24 protein-coding genes and 1 pseudogene are annotated in these 19,435 nt (G+C 64.1%); 10 read left to right on the forward strand and 15 right to left on the reverse strand.

Annotated features, from left to right (window positions below; genetic code table 11):
• The first annotated feature begins 54 nt into the window (after positions 1–54).
• Positions 55–840 (forward strand): hypothetical protein, encoded by a 786-nt coding sequence (locus tag CH286_RS05675; protein ID WP_094608632.1) that lies wholly within the window; start codon positions 55–57, stop codon positions 838–840.
• 2 nt (positions 841–842) lie between these two features.
• Here CH286_RS05675 and CH286_RS05680 read toward each other — a convergent pair whose 3' ends face one another.
• A complete protein-coding gene (locus tag CH286_RS05680) occupies positions 843–1,250 on the reverse strand; it encodes a hypothetical protein (protein ID WP_094608633.1) in 408 nt (135 codons plus the stop codon).
• A 125-nt stretch (positions 1,251–1,375) separates the two neighbouring features.
• Between CH286_RS05680 and CH286_RS05685 the strand changes: the two genes are divergently transcribed.
• A complete protein-coding gene (locus tag CH286_RS05685) occupies positions 1,376–1,819 on the forward strand; it encodes a VOC family protein (protein WP_032405356.1) in 444 nt (147 codons plus the stop codon).
• A 177-nt stretch (positions 1,820–1,996) separates the two neighbouring features.
• On the opposite strand, the gene CH286_RS05690 is transcribed toward CH286_RS05685, so the two are convergent.
• Entirely contained in the window at positions 1,997–2,377 is a 381-nt protein-coding gene (locus CH286_RS05690; protein ID WP_094608634.1) for a VOC family protein, read from the reverse strand.
• A 234-nt stretch (positions 2,378–2,611) separates the two neighbouring features.
• Between CH286_RS05690 and CH286_RS05695 the strand changes: the two are divergent.
• From CH286_RS05695 to CH286_RS05705, 3 genes and pseudogenes are all read left to right on the forward strand, one after another.
• Positions 2,612–2,851: pseudogene (locus CH286_RS05695) on the forward strand (YhjD/YihY/BrkB family envelope integrity protein); the annotation flags it as partial.
• 185 nt (positions 2,852–3,036) lie between these two features.
• Entirely contained in the window at positions 3,037–3,456 is a 420-nt protein-coding gene (locus CH286_RS05700) for a DUF4234 domain-containing protein (RefSeq protein ID WP_037147168.1), read from the forward strand.
• 31 nt (positions 3,457–3,487) lie between these two features.
• Positions 3,488–3,922, forward strand: a complete 435-nt coding sequence (locus CH286_RS05705) for a GNAT family N-acetyltransferase (protein WP_094608635.1) — start codon at positions 3,488–3,490, stop codon at positions 3,920–3,922.
• Position 3,923: 1 nt separating this feature from the next.
• Here CH286_RS05705 and CH286_RS05710 read toward each other — a convergent pair whose 3' ends face one another.
• Positions 3,924–5,093, reverse strand: coding sequence for an MFS transporter (locus tag CH286_RS05710; RefSeq protein WP_094608636.1), 1,170 nt, complete (start codon positions 5,091–5,093; stop codon positions 3,924–3,926).
• A complete protein-coding gene (locus CH286_RS05715) occupies positions 5,093–5,932 on the reverse strand; it encodes a MurR/RpiR family transcriptional regulator (RefSeq protein ID WP_080739000.1) in 840 nt (279 codons plus the stop codon). The genes CH286_RS05710 and CH286_RS05715 overlap by 1 nt, the downstream gene beginning before the upstream one ends.
• A 142-nt stretch (positions 5,933–6,074) precedes the next feature.
• Between CH286_RS05715 and CH286_RS05720 the strand changes: the two genes are divergently transcribed.
• The 4 genes from CH286_RS05720 to CH286_RS05735 are packed head-to-tail and all read left to right on the forward strand — an operon-like array spanning position 6,075 to position 9,801.
• Positions 6,075–6,650, forward strand: a complete 576-nt coding sequence (locus CH286_RS05720; protein WP_032377631.1) for a tripartite tricarboxylate transporter TctB family protein — start codon at positions 6,075–6,077, stop codon at positions 6,648–6,650.
• A gap of 3 nt (positions 6,651–6,653) precedes the next feature.
• Entirely contained in the window at positions 6,654–8,177 is a 1,524-nt protein-coding gene (locus CH286_RS05725; RefSeq protein WP_037147174.1) for a tripartite tricarboxylate transporter permease, read from the forward strand.
• Positions 8,174–9,166, forward strand: coding sequence for a Bug family tripartite tricarboxylate transporter substrate binding protein (locus CH286_RS05730; protein ID WP_094608637.1), 993 nt, complete (start codon positions 8,174–8,176; stop codon positions 9,164–9,166). The genes CH286_RS05725 and CH286_RS05730 overlap by 4 nt, the downstream gene beginning before the upstream one ends.
• Positions 9,167–9,189: 23 nt before the next feature.
• Positions 9,190–9,801, forward strand: coding sequence for a methyltransferase (locus tag CH286_RS05735; protein ID WP_032405347.1), 612 nt, complete (start codon positions 9,190–9,192; stop codon positions 9,799–9,801).
• An 8-nt stretch (positions 9,802–9,809) separates the two neighbouring features.
• Here the strand turns inward: CH286_RS05735 and CH286_RS05740 are convergent, their stop codons facing one another.
• From CH286_RS05740 to CH286_RS05785, 11 genes are all read right to left on the reverse strand, one after another.
• Positions 9,810–10,565, reverse strand: a complete 756-nt coding sequence (locus tag CH286_RS05740) for an EAL domain-containing protein (protein WP_176458157.1) — start codon at positions 10,563–10,565, stop codon at positions 9,810–9,812.
• Between the two features lie 255 nt (positions 10,566–10,820).
• Complete coding sequence (locus CH286_RS05745) at positions 10,821–12,113, reverse strand: lipase family protein (protein WP_255182584.1); 1,293 nt, start codon at positions 12,111–12,113, stop codon at positions 10,821–10,823.
• Between the two features lie 22 nt (positions 12,114–12,135).
• Positions 12,136–13,725: a GMC oxidoreductase gene (locus CH286_RS05750; RefSeq protein ID WP_094608640.1), complete on the reverse strand. Its 1,590-nt coding sequence runs from the start codon at positions 13,723–13,725 to the stop codon at positions 12,136–12,138.
• A gap of 100 nt (positions 13,726–13,825) precedes the next feature.
• Positions 13,826–14,377, reverse strand: coding sequence for a TetR/AcrR family transcriptional regulator (locus CH286_RS05755; protein ID WP_037147184.1), 552 nt, complete (start codon positions 14,375–14,377; stop codon positions 13,826–13,828).
• Positions 14,378–14,404: 27 nt separating this feature from the next.
• On the reverse strand, positions 14,405–14,650 hold the full coding sequence (locus CH286_RS05760; RefSeq protein WP_155293097.1) for a hypothetical protein: 246 nt from the start codon (positions 14,648–14,650) through the stop codon (positions 14,405–14,407).
• Positions 14,622–14,765: a hypothetical protein gene (locus CH286_RS27785; RefSeq protein WP_155292496.1), complete on the reverse strand. Its 144-nt coding sequence runs from the start codon at positions 14,763–14,765 to the stop codon at positions 14,622–14,624. Before CH286_RS27785 ends, CH286_RS05760 begins: the two co-directional genes overlap by 29 nt.
• Before the next feature lie 141 nt (positions 14,766–14,906).
• Positions 14,907–15,236 (reverse strand): hypothetical protein, encoded by a 330-nt coding sequence (locus CH286_RS05765; RefSeq protein ID WP_176458158.1) that lies wholly within the window; start codon positions 15,234–15,236, stop codon positions 14,907–14,909.
• 149 nt (positions 15,237–15,385) lie between these two features.
• Positions 15,386–15,778: a hypothetical protein gene (locus CH286_RS05770; protein WP_094608641.1), complete on the reverse strand. Its 393-nt coding sequence runs from the start codon at positions 15,776–15,778 to the stop codon at positions 15,386–15,388.
• An 11-nt stretch (positions 15,779–15,789) separates the two neighbouring features.
• Positions 15,790–16,929 carry an NAD(P)/FAD-dependent oxidoreductase gene (locus CH286_RS05775; protein WP_094608642.1) on the reverse strand — a complete coding sequence of 380 codons (1,140 nt, stop codon included), beginning with the start codon at positions 16,927–16,929 and terminating at the stop codon, positions 15,790–15,792.
• Positions 16,926–17,123, reverse strand: a complete 198-nt coding sequence (locus tag CH286_RS05780; protein WP_037147192.1) for a ferredoxin — start codon at positions 17,121–17,123, stop codon at positions 16,926–16,928. The genes CH286_RS05775 and CH286_RS05780 overlap by 4 nt, the downstream gene beginning before the upstream one ends.
• Complete coding sequence (locus tag CH286_RS05785) at positions 17,120–18,322, reverse strand: cytochrome P450 (protein WP_094608643.1); 1,203 nt, start codon at positions 18,320–18,322, stop codon at positions 17,120–17,122. The genes CH286_RS05780 and CH286_RS05785 overlap by 4 nt, the downstream gene beginning before the upstream one ends.
• A 164-nt stretch (positions 18,323–18,486) precedes the next feature.
• Between CH286_RS05785 and CH286_RS05790 the strand changes: the two genes are divergently transcribed.
• Positions 18,487–19,155 carry a TetR/AcrR family transcriptional regulator gene (locus CH286_RS05790; RefSeq protein ID WP_037147197.1) on the forward strand — a complete coding sequence of 223 codons (669 nt, stop codon included), beginning with the start codon at positions 18,487–18,489 and terminating at the stop codon, positions 19,153–19,155.
• The last annotated feature ends 280 nt before the right edge of the window (positions 19,156–19,435 follow it).

Raw genomic sequence — 19,435 nt, forward strand, 5'->3', positions numbered from 1 at the left:
AGATGGATGCGCTCTCGAGTACCCGGTGATTGACTCTCTCCCGTGAGTCGTCCGATGAGTGTGTCCGTCACCCGAAACCACTGGCCGATCGTTGTATTGGCATGCGGCGGGTCGGCGTTGGTGGCCGCGTTCGTTCTGGGTCCAGCCGCGTTGCTGCGCGGACGCTATCCGCAGTTTCAGGATCAATCAGTCATGAGTGAGCTGCTCGGCCGCGGCCTGGTCGAATACTGGGGCAGCGGCGTCCGCACATACCCTCCCGGCTTGGCGGAGATGGTGGACTACTGGTTCGAGTGGCACGCGATCAAGATCGTCATCTCGGTGCTGCTGACCGTGGTTCTGGGTCTGCTCGCGGCGACTCTGTGGCGGCGATCGCTGACTGCCGGCGTAGGTTACGTGGTCGCTGCGGCCACTACGACTGTGCTGTCGTTGTTTTCGGTGTTCGTGGCTGTGCTCAACATCCAGTCGACGGTCGCACCCGTAGTCGCGCTGCTTCCGATGCTCTCCGCCGACAATGCGGACGGGCAGACGGCACAGTCACTGATCGAGAACGGTGTGCAGAGCGGAGACACCAGGCCGCCTCTGCTCGAGCTGCTCAACCAGGTCGAGCACTACAACTGGGCGGTGATCGTCGCTACCGCTGTGGTGATCGCTGTAGTCGCCACCGGAACCGTCATCACCTTTCGACGCTACAGCTCGGCGGACGGTGCTCACCGTCGGATGTTCGTCATCCTCGGATCACTGGGTGCAGTGATGACGATAGCGATGGCGCTGCTGTTCGTCGCGGCCGTCGTTGCGGTTGTCGATCCTGGAGCAGCCCTGCTCGGCGCCGTCGGTCTCTGACTCTATTGTCGGCTGCGTTCGCGGGCACGTGCACGAAATTGGCCGAGTGCGAGGACGATCAACGCGACTCCCAACAGGGTGAGGGGGACTTGAGCGCGGGGAGCATCGATGTCGAGTACGACGATCTGCCACACCATCCAGCCGATGGTCACCAGCCCTTCGCACGCGACATACACCGCAGCTTCGGAGGCGTCGACGAGCACGGCGGCCACGCAGATCAACGGTCCGAGTCCGAGAAAGAACAACACGAACAACCCGGATATGCGGTAATCCCAGGTATGCCACGACGGGAGCATCCCGACGTTCAAGCCCAATGACCGCCCGGTGGGATCCGAGGTCAACGACACTCCGTTGAACGTCCCGGCTGCACCCAACAGGATCAGCAACGCCACCGTCGAGAGCTTGTTCACGGTGACGTCATGTGTTGGTCGTCCTTCGGTCGTGACCGCCGCACCCCGGCGTAGCTGTTGATCCTGCCAGAACGAGGCCGCTCGGTCTTGTTCTATCCGAGAAAGCAGTATGCGAGACTCAGCGCATGAGCATCAAGCTCGAAAACGTCGGCATCGCCGTCCGCGACATCGAAGCCACGATCGACTTCTTCACCGAACTCGGCCTCACGGTCCTCGGCCGCGACACGGTCAGCGGTGAGTGGGCAGACACCGCCGTCGGTCTCGACGGCAACCACGCCAAGATCGCAGTGCTGCAAACCCCGGACGGCCTCGGGCGTATCGAGCTGTTCGAGTACATCCACCCCGATGCCATCGAGACGACGCCGACGCTGCCCAACGAGATCGGCATGCACCGCATCGCCTTCTCGGTCGACGACATCGACGCCGCTCTGGCGATCGCAGCCCGCCACGGTTACTTTCCCCTGCGAGGCGTGGCCGATTACGAGGGCGTCTACAAGCTCACTTACCTCCGCGGGCCGAGCGACATTCTTCTGATGTTCGCCCAATCGGTGGCCGCAGCCGAAAGCTAGGTCACCGATTGGCGGCTCGTGGACACGCGCGCTCGACGCCGTTGCACGTGACCTGGAGTGCCTTCGATTCGGGCGTGAAGTGAACCTGTGCCCACTCGAACGGCGCGCGATGGATAGATCCGCACGACAACACCGTGGTGGCCGATATCGGATCCCTCTGCCTACCCTGAAGAGGCTTCACACAGGGCTGAGTCGTGTTCGCAGCAAACAGAATTCGTTACCTTCAGGATCGGCGAGCACGTGCCACGACTCCTGGCCGGTCTGACCGATCTCCACTCGTCGTGCGCCGAGCGTGAGAAGTCGTTCGAGTTCGGCGTCCTGATCCCGATCGGTTGCGCTCACGTCGATGTGCAAGCGAGGCTTCGCCTTTTCGGGGTTCTCGTTGCGACTGAGGATGATGGTCGGCTGCGACCCTCCGAACCCGTCGCGCGCACCGATCTCCACGGAACCGTCGTCCTCCCGGTCCAATACGACGAAGTCCAACACCTCACACCAGAACATGGCCAAGGCCTCGGGATCGCGACAATCGAGTACGAGTTCACTGATTCGACATGCCATGGCGCGAATCTACACCTGGCACGGGGTCGAAAAGTGCGTCGACGGCCGACCTCCGCCGAACACCGTTGTTCTCATCTGAATTGCCCGGGTATGCGCCCTTGGCGGCTGAGCACGCTGCCGATCCCGCGCCCACCGCGGCAGATCCCGACGATCCCCGTAAGGCGGATTCACCTGCGGATCTGACCCAGCGCGCCAGCATGACGGCGGCGAGCGCGATGAGTACGAGAGCGACAACTCGCCGGAGCCATCGTGTTCCTGCTATGGGTCTGGATCACCAACTTGGCCTTGCTGTTCGGAGCCGCGCTGGACTCCGAGCTCGAACGCGGCCGTCAACTCCAGGCAGGCATCGTCGCCGAGAAGTGCCTGCAACTGCCGCCCCGGGACACCCGCGTGTCGGACAAGAACGACGAGAAGGATGCGCAGGCCGTCGAGCAAGGCCGCAAACTGCGGGAGGAACACAACCCCGAAACGTGACTTCCCGTTCCAGCTTCTCGCTAGCTACTGATCTCGGGTTCGATCAACAGTTGCTCCACTCCGCGGATCAGGTCCGGTGATCCGCGTGGCCGGGCCGTCGAGTGGAGCATTCTGTGCATCGGCCCACCGACGTGCGAGAATTGTCCGGTCCATGAACAGGCCGTTCGACAAGGTTGGGGAGCATCATGACCGGTCCGATCACCCAAGGAAGCGCGATGAAGCGGCGCAACCCCGTTGTCGTCTGGATCCTGTTGCCGCTCATCACTCTCGGCATCTACCACTTCGTCTGGTACTACCTCATTCACCGCGAGATGGCCGACTTCGACCGTCGGAAGGTCAACGCACCCGTCGCCGGGCCACTGCTGGTTCTACTGCTGCTCGGCTGGACGATCATCGCGCCCCTGATCAGCTACTACAACACCGGAAGCCGCATCGCCGACGCCCAACGCGCGGCCGGCCTCCAGCCGACGTGTAGCTCGATCGTCGGGCTTCTACTCACCTTCGTGTTCGGCTTGCAGAGCCTCTACTACCAGCTGGAACTGAACAAGATCGCGGCGCGATACAACGACGCTGCACCGGGAACCGTTGTGCCGCTTGCGGCGTGACGATCGAGATCAACGCTGACGAAACGGACCCATGCCTTCCCTTCACCACGCTCCACTTGCCGGCGTCGAGCCGAGCACGCTGTACCGCATCATGGCGCTTCGCGTTGCAGTGTTCGTGCACGAGCAGAAGATCGTCGATGAGGTCGAACTCGACGGCGCAGACCTACTGGCGACAACGGAGTTGTTCTGGATACAGGACGAACACGGAGAGGTATTGGCTACCCTCCGCGTCCTCGTCGAGGACACGGTCCACATCGGCCGCGTCGCGACCGCGGTCGAGGGTCGTGGCCGCGGCTATGCCGGCGAACTCGTCGAGGCGGCACTGAAGGCGTACCCCGGGCTGGTCGAAATCTCCGCACAAGCGCACCTCGAAAAGTGGTATGAGCGCTTCGGATTCGTTCGGATGGGAGAGGACTACCTGGAAGCCGGGATCCCGCACGTGAAGATGCTGACCCGCGCCGGTTGAGTCACGGCCGACTCCTCGGGTGCGAGGCCGCGACGATGGATCCCCCGAGCACCAGTGCATTACCGACCAGAATGCCCGTCACCCCGAACGGCCCGGCGATGGCACCGACCGTCAGTGGGATGAGAATCTGGGCCGATCTGTTGGCCGACATCCGCAATCCCAACGCCTCCCCCTGCGTGGATTTCGGCACGATCGACACCACCCACGACATGGTCAGTGGCTGCGGAATACCCAACGCGATGCCGAGTGCAATCATGACTCCGATGGCTCCGACTGCCTGCACGAACGGCAGCACTGCGAGAGCGATCGCGCCCGCCGCCAGCGAAACATTGAGCAGCACAGTGCGACCGAACTTCGCATCGAGCCTGCCGAGGCCTACTCGGCTGACCACCGACACACCGGCACGCAACGCCAGCAGCCACCCCACCGTCGTCACCGACACCCCACGCTCGACGGCCCACGCCGGTACGAAGGCATAAAGCAGATCGACCGTCACCAGTACCGCGCCGCTGACCGTCAACGACTGCCACATGCCCGGCAGCTTCAGCAATTTCAACCCCGACGCTTCGCCCTCGGCAGGTTTCTGCGCGCGAATGTGGTTGCGGCCGAGCATCAAGAACAGTGCGGTGGGGAGCGCTACCGCGGTGAACGCACCGGCAGTGAGGATGCCTGCCGTCGTGTTCGGACTCTCGACGCTCGCGCCGCCGAATCTCGACGCGACGGCCGTCACCGCGAGCGGCCCGACCAACTGCCCCATCGACGCGGCGGCAGTCATCGCGCCGAAGGCACTTTCGTTCTTGCCGTCGACGTGGACGTGGGCGACGAACGCCTGCTGCCCGATCATGATCAGAAGATTGCCCAGACCGAACGCGGCCGTACACGCGAGCAACGCCCACATTGCCGAAAACCCAACGAGTACACCGGTTGCGATCGAGCACAGAACGATTCCCGATACGATCACCACCGGACCGCCGAACCTGTCGGCGATGCGTCCGATCGGCAGAGCCGCCAATACTGCGGGTGCAGCGAACAGTGCCGCGATCACCGCAAGCGTTCGAGTGTCGGCACCCTCGGCGATCGCCCGATAACCGATCATCAACCGCACCCCAACCCACCCGGCCTGCGCAGTCGTCGCCTGAACGGTCAGAGCAATGGAATCACGAGAAGCCATCAGCGCAAGGGAATTTCGTCGGTTCCTCCGACCAACCTCGATACGTCGTTGATGTCGTCGCGCACCGCCCCGTACCGATCGGGATCGAGGTGGAAGATTGCCAACTGCAGTGCGTAAGCAATGGCAATGGGAATGATGAGAGTGTTGTACTCGGAATCGTCTCCGCGTTGCGCGACGAGGAGATGCGTCGGCGCGGGCCTGAAGTGATAACCCGGCGCATCGCTGATCAGAATCGACGTGCCGCCGCGTCGTTCCGCTTCACGGACCAGAGCAGGCAGCTGAGACGGCGCCTCGCGCAGCGCAAATGCAATAAGGATGGAGTCCTCGGTGAAGCTGACGAACCGCTCGGCGAGGTCCTTTCCCCCGAGACCGAGCTCGACGACGACAAGACCGAGTCGGCGGAGACGACGGGCCAGCATATCCAGGGCCGGGCGTTCGTCGGCCTTGGAGAACAGGTAGACCACCCGCGCCCGATGAATGGAGGTCGCCACGTCCACCAGCTGCTCCTGCGGGATGAAGCTCGACAACCGCTCCAGTGCACGGGCCTCGTCGCGCGCGAAGACAGCCAGTTCGTGACCGGTATCGCTGCGCATCAGAGCCGATGCGGTCACGGGTTCGGGGTTGTCGCGTTCGAGATCTGCGCGCAAGTCCGGGAAGCCGCTGTATCCGAGCTTCTGCGCCAACCGCACGACGGTCGACTCGTGAGTTTGCGCGCGGGCCGCGACTGGAGCCGCTCGCAGACTCGACGGCTCCGGCTCGCCGAGAAGCACCGCAATGACACGTTTTTCGGACGCGCTCAGCGACTTTCCGCTGCTCGCCACCACTGTTCGGAAGCTCATACCCTCCACTTTCCACTGTGTCTGTTGACACACTCAACCACAATCCTGTAAACCTGTGCAAGATTGCAAGTGATCCACAGCACAGCAATCCGGCCGACCTTCTCAGGCCGCATCCGAACATATGTCAGAAAGGCGGCAGGCCGTGAAGGTACTGCTCGGCACACAACACACGATCGAATGGATCGTGCTCGGCGCGACCCTCGTCGTCGGCCTGGCGACGGTCACCATGGCAACCGGGTACGGCGTCACGGCCGACCCCGGCGTCGGGGCAGGCTTCCTGCCTTTGGTGGGCGGCCTCGGCATGATCCTCGGCGGTGCGATGTGGGCAATCCAGCTCGTCCGAGCACCGCGGACGAGCGCGCCCGAACCGGATCCCGAACTCGAGCCCGCTACCTCCGCAGCCGTCGCGTTCCTCTCCAGTGACAACGAGGAGGACGCCGACGAGGCCGAACTGCCCGACCGCGCAGGTTGGATCAGAATCGGAGTGGTCGTTGCCGCGATCGCCGGAGCCGCACTGGTGCTGCCCACACTCGGCTACACGCTGTCCATGGCGCTGATGCTCGCCGTCGTGTTGACGTTCGTCGGCAAGCGCACCCCGGTGGTCGCCGTCGGCGTCGCAGTGGCCACCACCTTGGCCACCCGGCTGGTGTTCGACGTCTGGCTCGGCACGGCCCTGCCGGCTTCCTCCATTCCGTTCCTCGCTGATTGGGGGTTGTGAGTCATGGGTTTTCCCGATCTGATGGCAGGCTTCGTCAACGTCCTGACTCCGACGCATCTGCTGTTCGCACTCCTCGGCTGCGTGCTCGGCATGCTCGTCGGTGTTCTCCCCGGGTTCGGCCCCGCCGCCGCGGTATCACTGCTGATCCCGATCACCTTCGGACTCGACGCCACCACAGCGCTGATCATGCTCGCCGCCATCCTGTACGGCGCAGCGTTCGGCGGCACCGTCACCGCTGTGCTGCTGCGCATTCCGGGTGAGGCGTCGTCCATCGCCACCACGCTCGACGGCTACGAGATGGCCAAGAGTGGACGCGGCGGACCCGCTCTCGTCGTCGCTGCACTCGCGTCGTTCGTCGGCGGACTGGTCGGCGTCATCGGATTCGTGGTCGTCGCCCCGTTCAGCCGATTCGCACTCGAATTCGGCGCTCCGGAACTGTTTCTGGTCGCACTGCTCGGCATGGCCCTGATCACCAGCTTCTCGGGCAACAACCCCGCGAAGGCACTGATCAGCGTCGGTCTCGGCCTGGCGATCGCGTCGGTGGGCATCGATTCCGGCCAAGGCGTCCAGCGATTCACGTTCGGCATGCCGGAACTGTTCGACGGCGTCGCACTCGTGGCCGTCGTGATGGGCTGCTTCGGCCTCACCGAAATCCTCATCCAGGCCCGCTCGGCGGGAGGTGCCGGCCGACGACCACTCGCCGTCGGCAAGCTGCTGCCCACCAAGACCGACATCACCAGGTCTGCAGGCCCGACGATGCGCGGATCGGTCATCGGCTTCTTCATGGGCCTGCTTCCCGGATCTCCGGGTGCCGCAACCTCATTGGCGTCCTACGCGATGGAGAAGAAGCTCACCAAGCGTCCTGGGCAATTCGGCAAGGGCGCCGTCGAGGGTGTCGCCGGACCGGAATCGGCCAACAACGCGCTCGCTCTGTCGTCGATGATTCCACTGTTCACCCTCGGTATCCCTACCTCCGCCACCGTCGCCATCATGGCCAGCGCCTTCACCATCAACGGTCTGATCCCCGGCCCACTGTTGTTCCGCGACAACCCCGAGGTCGCCTGGACCATCATCGCCAGCTTCCTCGTCGGCAACATCATTCTGCTGATCCTCAACGTGCCACTGGTTCGTCTGTGGATCGCGGTACTGAAGATTCCGTTCCACTACCTGATGGCGATGATCCTGGCCTTCATGTTCCTGGGCGTCTACAGCATCAACGGCAGCGTCTTCGACATCTTCATCATGCTCGGTGCAGGCGTCATCGGATACCTGTTCCACCTCACCAAGATTCCGCTCACACCCCTCGTCCTCGCGCTGATCCTCGGACCACTGCTGGAAGAGAACTTTCAACGCTCACTGTCACTGTCCCGCGGTGACTACGGAGTCTTCGTCGAAGGCCCCATCAACAAGGTTCTTCTGCTCGTCTTCATCGCAGCCGTTCTGTTCGGAATGCTGCGCCCCGTCCTGGCTCGCATCCTCTCCCGCCGCGCCACCGCGAACCACCCCATCAAGGAGCCCGTCTCATGAGAAAACTGCCCATCCTCGTCGCGGCCATCTCCACCGCCGCACTCATTGCCGGTTGCAGCGGGGGCACAACCGATTCGGGAGCACCGTTCCCACGTGACGGTGCCACTGTCGAATGGGTCGTCCCGTCCGCCGCAGGCGCAGGCAACGACATCCTGGCCCGCATCATGGCACCGGCCATGGAAGCCGAACTGGGAGTCCCGGTCAAAGTGGTCAACAAAGAAGGCGGCAGCCAGGTCGTCGGACTGAACTACCTGGCCAACGCCGAGCCGGACGGCGAGACCATCGGCTTCACCAACATCCCGTCGATCCTCGGGCGATACCTGGACCCGAGCAAGAAGGCCGGCTTCGATCGTGAAAGCTTCTCGCCCATCGGGTCGTTCGCGTCCAACGACATCGTGATCGGGGTCAACAAGTCCAGCCCCTACGCGAACATCGGCGAACTGTTCGATGCAGTGAAGGCCAACCCGGGCACCATCACGGTGGGCACCGATTCCCGTGCGGGCGACGACCACGTCAACCTGCGCACCCTCGAAGACACTCTGGGCCTGGACTTCAACATCGTTCACTACAACAGCGGTGCAGACAAGATCTCGGCACTGGTCTCGGGCGAAACCGACTTCGCCCTCGGCGGAGTGTCCAGCTTCTACGGCCAGTTCGCCTCGGGTGAGGTCAACATCCTCTCGGTACTCACCGATGAGCGAAACAAGCTCATCCCCGACGTCCCGACGTTGGCGAGCGAGGGATACGACGCCCCGTTCATGACCAACAACTTCGCCATCAGCGCCCCCGCAGGCACCCCGGACGCGACGATGACCACGCTGCAGAACGCCCTCGAGACCGCGCTTGCCGACCCGGCCGTGGCAGAGAAGCTGACCGGCGCAGCGACACAACCCGATTGGGTCTCCGGGGCCGACGTCGAAACCCTGTGGGAACAGCGTGAAACCGAGATCGAGCCGATCATCGCCGAACTGCTCGCCGACCAGCAATAAGTCACCCGAAAGGCATTGATCTCATGAGTACCGAAACCTATTCCGCCACTGCCGTATCCGACGACATGATCGAACGCTTCTCTCGAGTGCCCGCGGCCAACGTAGGCGATGCCCAGGAACGTTTCGGCATCATCGCCGGGCTCCGACCGATTTGGGCCGGCGCAGCAGTGACCGGCCGGGCCTTCACCGTCTGGACCCGGTCAGGCGACAACCTCTACATTCACAAGGCTCTCGACGACGCCCGCCCCGGTGACGTCATCGTGGTCAACGGCTCGGGCGACGACACCCGCGCCCTCATCGGCGATCTCATCGGGATCCGCGCCAAATCACTGGGCATTGCGGGGTTCGTCATCGACGGTGCCGTACGCGACGCCGACGCCTTGGCCGAGTTGGGCCTGCCCGTGTTCGCCCGCAGTGTCACCCCGGCAGGACCGTACAAGAACGGGCCGGGCCGGCTCAACGAGCCGGTGGCGCTCGGAGGCGTCGTCGTATCTCCCGGTGACGTCATCGTCGCCGACGCCGACGGCGTGGTCGTCGTGAAGAGCTCCGATGTGGACGTCGTCATCGTCGCTGCCGAGGAAGTAGTGGCACGTGAGGCGTCGAAACGAGAGAGCTTCTCGGCCCGCAGCCACTGAACACCGCCTCAGACGAGCAGATCCACCGCTGCAGGGCGACCGATTCGGTAGCCCTGCAGCAGATCCGCCCCGATTCCGGTGGCCGCCTCGAGATCCTCGTCGGTCTCGACGCCCTCCAACACGCACCTCGCGTCGGTTTTTCGCGCGAACTCGAGTACCAGTTCGGCCAAGGCCGACTTCGCTCGGTTGTCCCGCATGCCGTGGACAACGAACGCGTCGAGTTTGATGATCTGCGGCTCGAGCACGACGAGATGCCGCATACCGGCGTAGCCGGACCCCACATCGTCGACCGCCACGGTTACCCCGCCGCGTCGAAGTTCCGCCAGAACAGCCACCACCGCGGCCTCGTCGTCGAGGGCGGCATGCTCGGTGATCTCGACCACCAGTGGTCGACGTCGACCGTGATCGAGCAGCACGTCCACCAAAGCAGAATCCACCAGTAACGTTGCAGCACAGAGATTGACCGCAACGAAGCACTCACCCGGCAGACGAGCCGATTCTGCCAGGGCCTTCACAGCCGCCGACCTGTCCAGAGCAGGCCCTAAGCCGCACTGCGCTGCATCGGCGAACCACGCTTCGGTGTCACCGCCGCCGGCCGGGAAGCGCGACAAGGCCTCGTATCCCTCGATCGCACCATCGCGTGCACGGACGATCGGCTGAAAGACGATGTCCGGTCCACCACCGGCAACGACAGACTCCACCCGCCGCCTCGACCGCAGCAGCGTCGAGCGCAGCGGAGTCGAGGCGGCCCTAGTAGACGGCACGGTTCCATACCCGAACCACCGGGTGAAGCCGAATCGGAGCCGCGAACCGGTGCATCGAGTCGAGGACTGCGTCTGGATCCGGATCCTCGAAACTACTGAGCAGCGAACGATTTCGCTGATCGTCGCCAGACCAGAAAACTCCGAACGCGTCGGCTATCGCGACGTAGTCTGCGGCCCGTTGCGGGGCGGTCATTGCTGCTGGGCAGCGATTTCGGAGTACGAATCTCCGTACCATCCGCCAGCGCCTGCGGTCACTCAGTCGACGGAGCATGGTGCCATCGGAGCGTCTGCGAACCGGTCCATCAGAAACGACGCAGCTTCGCCGCCGTACCCGTCGATCAATTGCGGCCCGAAATGGTTGGGCAACACCGCACCCTGCAGGATCGGCGGCAACGGATTCGTCCGGAACTCGACCGAGGCACCTCGCCCACACCAATCCTGGGCCAACTGCCGGGCCTGACCGTACGGAACCGTGTCGTCGTTGAGTCCGCTGGTGATCATCACCGGTGCGTTCGGGGTACTGCGACCGATCCGCTGAGCCTCGAGGATGGCCCCCGCCTGCGGAATGGTGCGCAGATTCTCGAGCATCGACTTGCCGTCCGTAGTCAACGAATCGGTGCGTAGGAACGGGTATTTCAGGATCGTGTCGCCGATGCACTGCGTCGACAGATCGTTCAGCACAGCCTTGCCGTGATCGGTGAGTCGTTCGTCGACGAGGGGCAGCATGCTCGGATCTCGCTCGACGAAGCCGTTGAGCGCGTAGCCGATCACTCCTCCGATGAGCGTCCCGTCGACCGTCTTCAACACTTCGAGCAGGTCCGCAGTGGGCGCTCCGGCCCAGGTGCCCTTCAGATTCAGCTCCGGCGCGTATTCCGAGGCGAGTTCGGCCGCCGCGGCCGCCGCTCCCCCGCCCTGGGAATAGCCCCAGATACCGACCGGCGCGTCGGCGTCACCGGTGAGCTCGTTCGCTGCACGAGCGCCGTCGAGAACCGCATGAGCCTGCTCCACCCGGTTGACGTAGGTGTGCACACCCGGTGTTCCCAAACCGATGTAGTCGGTGACGAAGACGTTCGCACCCATCGATCCCCAGAGTGTCGACGACAGCAGCTCTTGGTTGAACGAGATCGACAGTGGTTGCGTCACAGCGTTGATCGACGTCGGGAACGCACGCGAGGGTGCGCACTGATCGGCCTGACCCACCGTGCCCGGCGCGACGACGACGGTCGGCCGAGGGCCGGCTCCACGCCAGGGCACCTCGGTCTCGATGAACGTGCCCGACACTCCCACCGGCGTATCGTCCTGCGTCCGTGACGTATACAGCACCCGCTGTGCCTGGACGGGATAGCCCCCGTCGGCTCCGGGTAGCGCAGCGAACAACGACATCGGCTGCGTTCGCAACACGGCACCTGGGTCGTCGACCACCTGAGCCGGGGGCACGTAGAAGTCGTCCACGGCATCGGCGTGCGCTGCCGAGGCTCCGAGCACGGACGCCGAGGACACGAGCACAGCGACGACGATGCCGCCGATCATGTTGCGGTACAGATGCATCGATCTCTTTCTGCGGAGGGGGTCAGATATAGGAGCCGACATCGTCGGCAACGATGTTGTCCAGCGCACGTTCGGCCAGTGCGGCGATTGTCATGGATGGGTTGCACGCTGCAGTGGTGCCGGGCATGAGTGCCCCGTCGAGGACGTACAGACCTCGCTGACCGTGGACGCGTCCGTCGAGGTCACACACCGAGCCCATGTTCGCCCCACCCAACGCATGCCACGTGGACGGGAACAAGGCATTGGTATCGGTGATAAGGCTGCCCGAACCGGCGATGCGACGAACCGTCGGATCGATGGAGCCGTCCTGAATAACGCTGTCGCCGTTGGCCGGCCAGTACAATCTGGCCTGGTCCGACGCGGAGTCGTAGCCGAAGTGACCGCGTCCGCGGCTGACTCCGTACCCCACCAACATGGTGCTGTGAGCGTCGAACGACAACGGTGGTATGGATGCCTGGATGACGGTGTGTGCGGTGTTCGGGTCGTCCCAGTTGAGGCTGCCGAACACCACCGGGCCCCCTTGGGGCACGCCGAATTGCTGCTCGATGCTCGACCACACGTAGATGCGATCGGCATTGGTACCCCAGCCCTGCCCGAGCTCGTCCGGCAGATCGGGAATGGCACCGGTGGCTCCGGCGCGGACGAGCAGCTTGGTGGTGTTGAGGCTTCCGGCGGCCATGATGAGGGTGCCGGTGGTGAGGATCTTGTTCTCCAGAACCGTTCCGTCGGAGTCGATTCGGTCGACGTGGACCGTCCAGCGACCGTCTACGGCGCGTTCGATGTGGGTGACATCGTGCTGAGTTGCCACGGTAGCCAGACCAGTCGCCTCGGCGGCTGCGATGTAGGTGACGTCGACAGAATGCTTGCCGCCGTTGTTGACTCCGAACGCCCCGGAGCCGTCGGTGTACGACGGCTTCATCACTCCGCGCGTCTCGTCGAGAGCGAAGTCCCAGTCGATCGGCATCGGGATCTTAGATACCGGCAGGCCCGCTCGCCGCGCATTGGCCGCGAACACTCGGGCTGCTTGGTAAGTGGGCGTATCGATCAACTCGTCGGGGGCCTGTTCGAGCTGCAACATCCGCGCCACACGTGGGTAGTGCACGCGGTCCAGAGTCGGCCAGTCGAGCCCGACCGGAAAGTGCTCCTCGAACACCGGCTGCGACGGCTGCAGCGTCATTCCCTGATAGACCAGGGATCCGCCACCCACACCGGCTGCACACAACGCGGTCATGTTGTCCCCGGAAACGGCCTCCAGCAGGCCGACATAGGGGTCGAAAGGAACCGGTTTGCCGAACAGGTTGGGACTGGAGCCGTGCCAGAGCATGCGCTTGTCCGGCGACGTGGCGTTGGGGAACGTGTCTGCATTCGGCCCTGTGTTCCAACGCCTTCCGCGCTCGAGTACCAGAACCGGCACCCCTGCTTCGGCCAGGCGCAATGCGCTGACGCCACCGCCGAACCCCGATCCGATTATCACGACGCGATGGTCCTCGCGGGTCAGCGGGATCTGGACGCGTCGTCCACCGTCCGCTCGCGCCACCCCGGTGCCCGACAGAGCGGCCAAGCCTGCAACAGCGCTTGCACCGAGAAACGATCGGCGATTCAAGTTCGACACATACCCCCCAAAGGTGCTGCAGCGCCCCCGAGACCTGTGTCACGTGTACGCGCGAAGCAAAACTAGACAGAAGGGGATCGAAGTGTCAAGTTTTACAGAGTCAGTCCAAGGATAGAAGCGGCACCAACCACCGTCGGAGGTACGCCCGTAGACCGTCGTCGTCGTGAACAGTCGGGTCGTCGAACAGAATGACCGACAGTGCGTTGCGCGCGAACATGGCCTCGACCCCGTCGAACTTCGTCGAATCGAATTCGGGATTGCGTTCGATGTAGCCGTCGAGGAACTGACGCACCACCGGTGCTGCTCGATCCATCATGTCCGGATCGAACAACGGATTCGCATTGCCCGAACGCAACAACGAGTTGAGCACCGGTTCTCGGCGAATGAGATCACGTGCAGCCACAACGGTCTCGACGACGAACTCGGCCGGAGTTTCGGCCTGATCGGCCTTCTCCCTGATGGCACCCAAGACATCGACGACCAGACCCACCATCGCCTCGGAGATCATGTCCTCACGGGTGGTGAAAATCGAATACACCGTCTGCCTCGTCACGCCTGCAGCCCGTGCCACCGCCGCGATGGTGACGTCCTCGAAGCCGGACTCGGCGATCAGCCCGAGCGTCGCGTCCAGGATCTTGCGTTTCGACCGCATGGTCCGATTATGACTCTCGCGGGGACGTCAGTCGTCCACGGCTCGTAACGCGGCACTGAGCGCCTCCTGTGCCGACACGTCCGCTTCGATGGCGGAACGCATTTCGACATCGTCCAGATCGACGACCAGCGGTACATCGGTGTCGGACTGCCCCCGCACATCGGCGAGACCGTGCTCGCGGTCCTTCGCCTGCCGGTAGATCTCGAGTGCCGCGTCTTGCTTCTCTCGTGCCGTAGCCATGCCGTCAGGCCCGACGGTGCCGTGATGGTGCATGCACCGGCACCTTCGCAGGCGATGCCTTCACCTTGGCCTCGGCGTGCCGATCCCCGTCACGGGTATCGACGTCGAGAAACTTCTGCAGTGCGTCGTGGATAGGTGTGTCGGTCATGAGACTCGACCTTCTCGACCTTGAATAACGCAGGTCGGTTCGGCTTCGCTGAACCATTGTTGGCACCGAGTCGACGGCGCAACGCCAACCCTACGGCCTTTCCTCCCCTCGTCGCACGTTCACCCAGTGCGACCGGGGCGGTCATCCGATGATGGGCCGTCGATTCTTCGTCGGATCGTCGAGCTCGGCTTGCATCGCCGAATGAACCCGCCCCGCGAACTGCTCTGCCGTCTCGTCGGCATCGGGCCGCATGGCAGCTAGCACCGACGTCTGGAGCTTGGTGGGCAACGGCGGGTACGGAAGCAGGCCGACCATACCGAGATTGACGCCCCAGGGAATGGACACGGACAGCGGCAGTGTCTTGAGCCTCAGCGCCTTGTCCAACCTCAGTGCCTGCGCCAATCTCTTGCCGCTCCCGAGCACGAGCGGCGACTCTCCGGCACCGGCCGTGACCACGTGGACGATCGGCACCTCCGCCTCCATCGCCAACCGGGCGTACCCGGTGCCCGCCGAAGAGGATCTCGTTGCGGTGCTTCCAGGCCTCGAGCGCATCGACATCGCCACCCGGAAACACCTGGGCTGCCGGCTCGCAGGGCACGCGCGATGTTGTCCATCGTCGGCTACCGGTCCAGTTGCAGATCTGCGAGCGCACCGGCGATCACGAAGCCTCCTGCGATTGCGCATCCGGCTGTTCTCGTACGTTGTGGCAGGTGAGCGGTGAGCGCGAACGCCGCGGTATCCCAGACGTCGACAGCCACGCCCGCGCGCAGCAGTGTGTGCACTGCCTTCGGGGCATATCGAGTTGCGGCGAAGAGTCCGCCGCCGATGTAGATCTCACGAATTCCGAAGGTGCGGGCCGCAGCTCGGGTGGTTGCCACCGCCGCGTCGGGTCCGGCGAGGAGTTCGTTGGCGCGGGTGGGGGCAACCATGTGGGCAATACCGATCGCCGCGCGAGCGAGTCCGACTGCCTCCGGGAGACGCCGAACCAGACCGGAAGATGCGCCGAATGCCATGAATCGATTCCTTACGTAGTGGGGATTGCGGAGTCGCGGGCAAGCCGTCGGAGCAACCCGACCGCCTTCTTGATGCCATAGGCGACGATCGTTGTGCGGCCGTCCTCGTGGTTCCACTGCAGCAGAGCCGATCCGTCGTCGACCGAACCTTCGACGGTCGGTTCGCCCTGCAGTGGGAGTGGACCGACAACTTTGATGGACAGTCCCAGAATCTCGGTCCAGAAATAGTCGTCGGTGGGGTCACACGTGGGTTCGAGGCCGAGCGCGGACGCAGCGGCAACTTTGCCCTGCGCGACGGCATTGGACCAGAACGGGGCTCGACCGGAGCCGCTGCGTGAGTAAGCGACGTCGCCTGCAGCGAACACGTCGGGAAGTGCTGTGGCGCAGCGCTCGTCGATGGCAACCCCGCGAGCATCCGCGACGCCGGTGCCGTCCAGCCATTCCGTCTCCGGCACATCGCCGGCACAGGTGACCACCAGATCGGCAGTCAGCGTTCGGTCTGCGAGCTCGATTCCGGTGACGGGGTTGCCCGCCAACAGAACCGGACTCTCCGCTCGAAGAAACTGGACCGACGCGGCCTCGGCCCGGGCGGCTATCGCGTCGGACAGGTAGGTACCCAGCAGCCGCTTCAACGGTGGATCCACATCGACGACGGTGACGGCGATGCCGCGAGCAACGCAGGCGCTGGCGACCTCCATTCCGAGGAAGCCTGCACCGACGACGATGGCTGTACGCGCAGCGTCCAGCTTCGGGCGCAGAGCACGAACATCGTCGAACGCCCGCAACACCGTCTCGCCTACTTGATCCGGCGCGGCGATGCGACGTGCGGCCGCTCCGGTGGCCGCGATCAACGAGTCGTAGGGGACGTCGGTACCGGCAGCGATGGCGACGGTGCGCGCCTCGGTATCCACCGACACCGCACGATCCGCGATCATGGTGATGTCGAGATCCGACAGATCCCACGTTTCTGCCTCGGCCGCTTCACCTTTGAGAACGTGCTTGGACAACGGCGGCCGTGCGTAGCAACCGTCCACGTCGGCACCGATCATGGTGAGCGGTCCGTCGTGACCGCGGGCACGTAGTTCACGGGCGGCAGTGCACCCGGCTATCGAGTCTCCGACGATGACGATCCTTCGGCCCGACGAGCTCACGCCTGTTCCCGCAGTGCCGCGACCGGACACACACCGATCGCAGACCGAGCCGAGGCCGCCAGGTCGTCGGGAATGTCGTTGTCGTCGAACGCATAATGCAGCTCGCCCTCGTCATCGAGGCTGAACACCTTGGGTGCCTGCTCGGCACAGATGCCATGGCCCTCGCACCGATCCCAGTCGACGTCGACTCTCATTGCTGTGTCCCTTCTGCCGCCACCAATTCCAGTGGCAACTTTTCGTATCGATGAATGACGTTGTTGACGGCTCGTTTCGGCGCTCCGGTCGCGACGATTCGGTCGACTCGCCGCGCGAGTACTCGCAGCATGGTCTGCGCTTCCAGGCGCGCGAGACCCTGACCGGCACATCCGTGCACGCCGGACCCGAAGCCGAGTTGGCGCGCAGCATCACGGGTGATGTCGAAGTCGTCGGGACGATCCCACTCGCGCTCATCACGATTCGCCGATGCGTAAACCACCAACACGCGAGCGCCTTTCGGGACGCGTGATCCGTCGAGCTCGACGTCGCGCACGGCTCGACGCGAGAACGCCCTGATCGGCGACTCGTATCGAACGACTTCGTTGACGGCATTGGGGATCAGGTCCGGGTTCTGCCGAATCGCCTGCCATTGATCGGGGTGTCGCGCAAACAGATTCAGGGCACCGGAGATCGCTCCGATGGTGGTGTCGAGAGAGGGTCCGAGATAGTCGACCATGAGCGCAGGGCACGCGGACTTCGTGATCTTGTTATCGTCGGCGGCTCTGAGGACGTCGTCGCCCATGCTCCCCGGAACGACCGAACGTTCTCGTACCACCCGCCGGGAGAAGGCCAGCATCTCCGCGGCCCCCTTCGTGGCCGTGATCGAGTGCCGATTGATGGGACCGAGAGAATCGAATGTCGCTCCCGCCCAACGAAGCAGATCCTCGCGGCCCTCCTCCGGCCACCCGACCAGATCCGGGACGATCGACATCGGTAGCGCCGTCGCGAGATCGTCGACACCGTCGACCGACTGTTTGCACAGGGCCGCGTCGACGATGCTTTCCGCCTTCGCCTCCACTGCGGCCTTCATCTTTCGCACGGCCTTCGGAGTCAGCCGATGCGCCAACACCGAGCGCTTGGTTGCGTGCTCGTCGCCGTCGCTGTTGAGCGTCGTCCCGCGACCCAACCGATTGGCGACGGGATTGAGCGCGACACCGTCGCCCGAGATGAAGGTGTCGTCGTCGAGCAGTACTGCCTTGCACTCCGCGTAGCGCGAGATGGCGAACACCTGCTGCCGTGGTAGCCACACCACCGGTCCGAGCGCGCGCAGCCTCGCGTAGTGCCGATACGGATCGAGGATCGCATCGGTGGAGTAGATGTCGGTGCGGTACTGCGGGATGGTCGCGTTCGTTGTCATGAGGTCCTTCGGTGCCGCTGTGGAGGGGTACGGCGTTGCTCGCCCACTCGATTAATGACGATATCGTCACCCATGAAGCGTTCGCCAGTCAAGTTTTTTGACGAATTCGTCATCATCGGTTCGCGATAGGCTGACCTCACGAACTCATCGAGCAGGAGCAGACCGTGGCCGAAGGCAACCGTGTGGAGCGCCGTAAGGCACGCACCAGAGCCGCCCTTGTCAAGGCCGCGCAAGGGTTCCTGGCCAGCGGTAACACCAACGCACCAGTTCTGGAGATCACGCAAGCCGCCGACGTGAGCAACGGATCCTTCTACAACTACTTCGAGACCAAGGAAGAACTGTGGCAGGCGGCCATCGATTCGGCTCTCGAATCGGCCGGCGACTACCTCGACTCGCTCACCGTCGGCCTGGACGACCCGGTCGAGAAATTCACCCAGTCGTTTCGGTTGTCCGGACGCCTCTTCCGCCTCGAGCCTGAACTCAGTCGCGTCCTGCTGAACTCCGAGGCCGCAGCCTTCGCGGCAGCGGGGGGCCTGGCACCGCGATCACGCCGCGACATCGAGTCAGCGGCAGCCGAAGGACGATTCGATGTGGACGACGCAGATGTGGCACTCGCAATCGTGGCCGGATCCCTGCTGTCACTAGGGCGCCTACTGCTCGCTCAACCCGAGCGGGACGAGACGGCCACCGTGGACGACACGACGCGACGGGTCCTCCGGGCACTCGGAATCTCCGCCGACGAAGCCGAAACACTCTGTAGCCGAGCGCTTCCGACGTCCTACAGCGGCGGAGTGCACGCAGCTATCGACCCCACGGCCCAGCCGTCCGCCTAGTCGGTCGGAATCGGTCCGGCGTCTGCCCTCGACGCTACCGGGGCCCGGGGTCTACTGTCGCTGATGACGGATAGGGTCGCTCACGACGCAGCGGCAGTAGACGGCTGGCCCTTCGGTCACACCGTGGGCAACCAGCGACTCGAACCTCGGCCGACCTTCGCGCCGAGGACACATGCTGCTCCGCCGGGAAACGCCTGGCTGCGGCATTCGACGTACAGGATCGAGTCCGAGTGCTCACCTACAGCTTCAATCTCGAATACCGGGGCGTGTGCCCAGTCTG

Origin of the sequence: Rhodococcus sp. WWJCD1, from assembly GCF_002258735.1 — a bacterium.
Lineage (GTDB): Bacteria > Actinomycetota > Actinomycetes > Mycobacteriales > Mycobacteriaceae > Rhodococcoides.

Bases quoted from the DNA above. Each gene is read 5' to 3' on its own strand.
- CH286_RS05675 (WP_094608632.1), top strand. From the start codon at position 55: ATGAGTGTGTCCGTCACCCGAAACCACTGGCCGATCGTTGTATTGGCA.
- CH286_RS05685 (WP_032405356.1), top strand. From the start codon at position 1,376: ATGAGCATCAAGCTCGAAAACGTCGGCATCGCCGTCCGCGACATCGAA.
- CH286_RS05690 (WP_094608634.1), bottom strand. From the start codon at position 2,377: ATGGCATGTCGAATCAGTGAACTCGTACTCGATTGTCGCGATCCCGAG.
- CH286_RS05700 (WP_037147168.1), top strand. From the start codon at position 3,037: ATGACCGGTCCGATCACCCAAGGAAGCGCGATGAAGCGGCGCAACCCC.
- CH286_RS05705 (WP_094608635.1), top strand. From the start codon at position 3,488: ATGCCTTCCCTTCACCACGCTCCACTTGCCGGCGTCGAGCCGAGCACG.
- CH286_RS05710 (WP_094608636.1), bottom strand. From the start codon at position 5,093: ATGGCTTCTCGTGATTCCATTGCTCTGACCGTTCAGGCGACGACTGCG.
- CH286_RS05715 (WP_080739000.1), bottom strand. From the start codon at position 5,932: ATGAGCTTCCGAACAGTGGTGGCGAGCAGCGGAAAGTCGCTGAGCGCG.
- CH286_RS05725 (WP_037147174.1), top strand. From the start codon at position 6,654: ATGGGTTTTCCCGATCTGATGGCAGGCTTCGTCAACGTCCTGACTCCG.
- CH286_RS05730 (WP_094608637.1), top strand. From the start codon at position 8,174: ATGAGAAAACTGCCCATCCTCGTCGCGGCCATCTCCACCGCCGCACTC.
- CH286_RS05735 (WP_032405347.1), top strand. From the start codon at position 9,190: ATGAGTACCGAAACCTATTCCGCCACTGCCGTATCCGACGACATGATC.
- CH286_RS05745 (WP_255182584.1), bottom strand. From the start codon at position 12,113: ATGCATCTGTACCGCAACATGATCGGCGGCATCGTCGTCGCTGTGCTC.
- CH286_RS05755 (WP_037147184.1), bottom strand. From the start codon at position 14,377: ATGCGGTCGAAACGCAAGATCCTGGACGCGACGCTCGGGCTGATCGCC.
- CH286_RS05760 (WP_155293097.1), bottom strand. From the start codon at position 14,650: ATGCACCATCACGGCACCGTCGGGCCTGACGGCATGGCTACGGCACGA.
- CH286_RS27785 (WP_155292496.1), bottom strand. From the start codon at position 14,765: ATGACCGACACACCTATCCACGACGCACTGCAGAAGTTTCTCGACGTC.
- CH286_RS05770 (WP_094608641.1), bottom strand. From the start codon at position 15,778: ATGGCATTCGGCGCATCTTCCGGTCTGGTTCGGCGTCTCCCGGAGGCA.
- CH286_RS05780 (WP_037147192.1), bottom strand. From the start codon at position 17,123: ATGAGAGTCGACGTCGACTGGGATCGGTGCGAGGGCCATGGCATCTGT.
- CH286_RS05785 (WP_094608643.1), bottom strand. From the start codon at position 18,322: ATGACAACGAACGCGACCATCCCGCAGTACCGCACCGACATCTACTCC.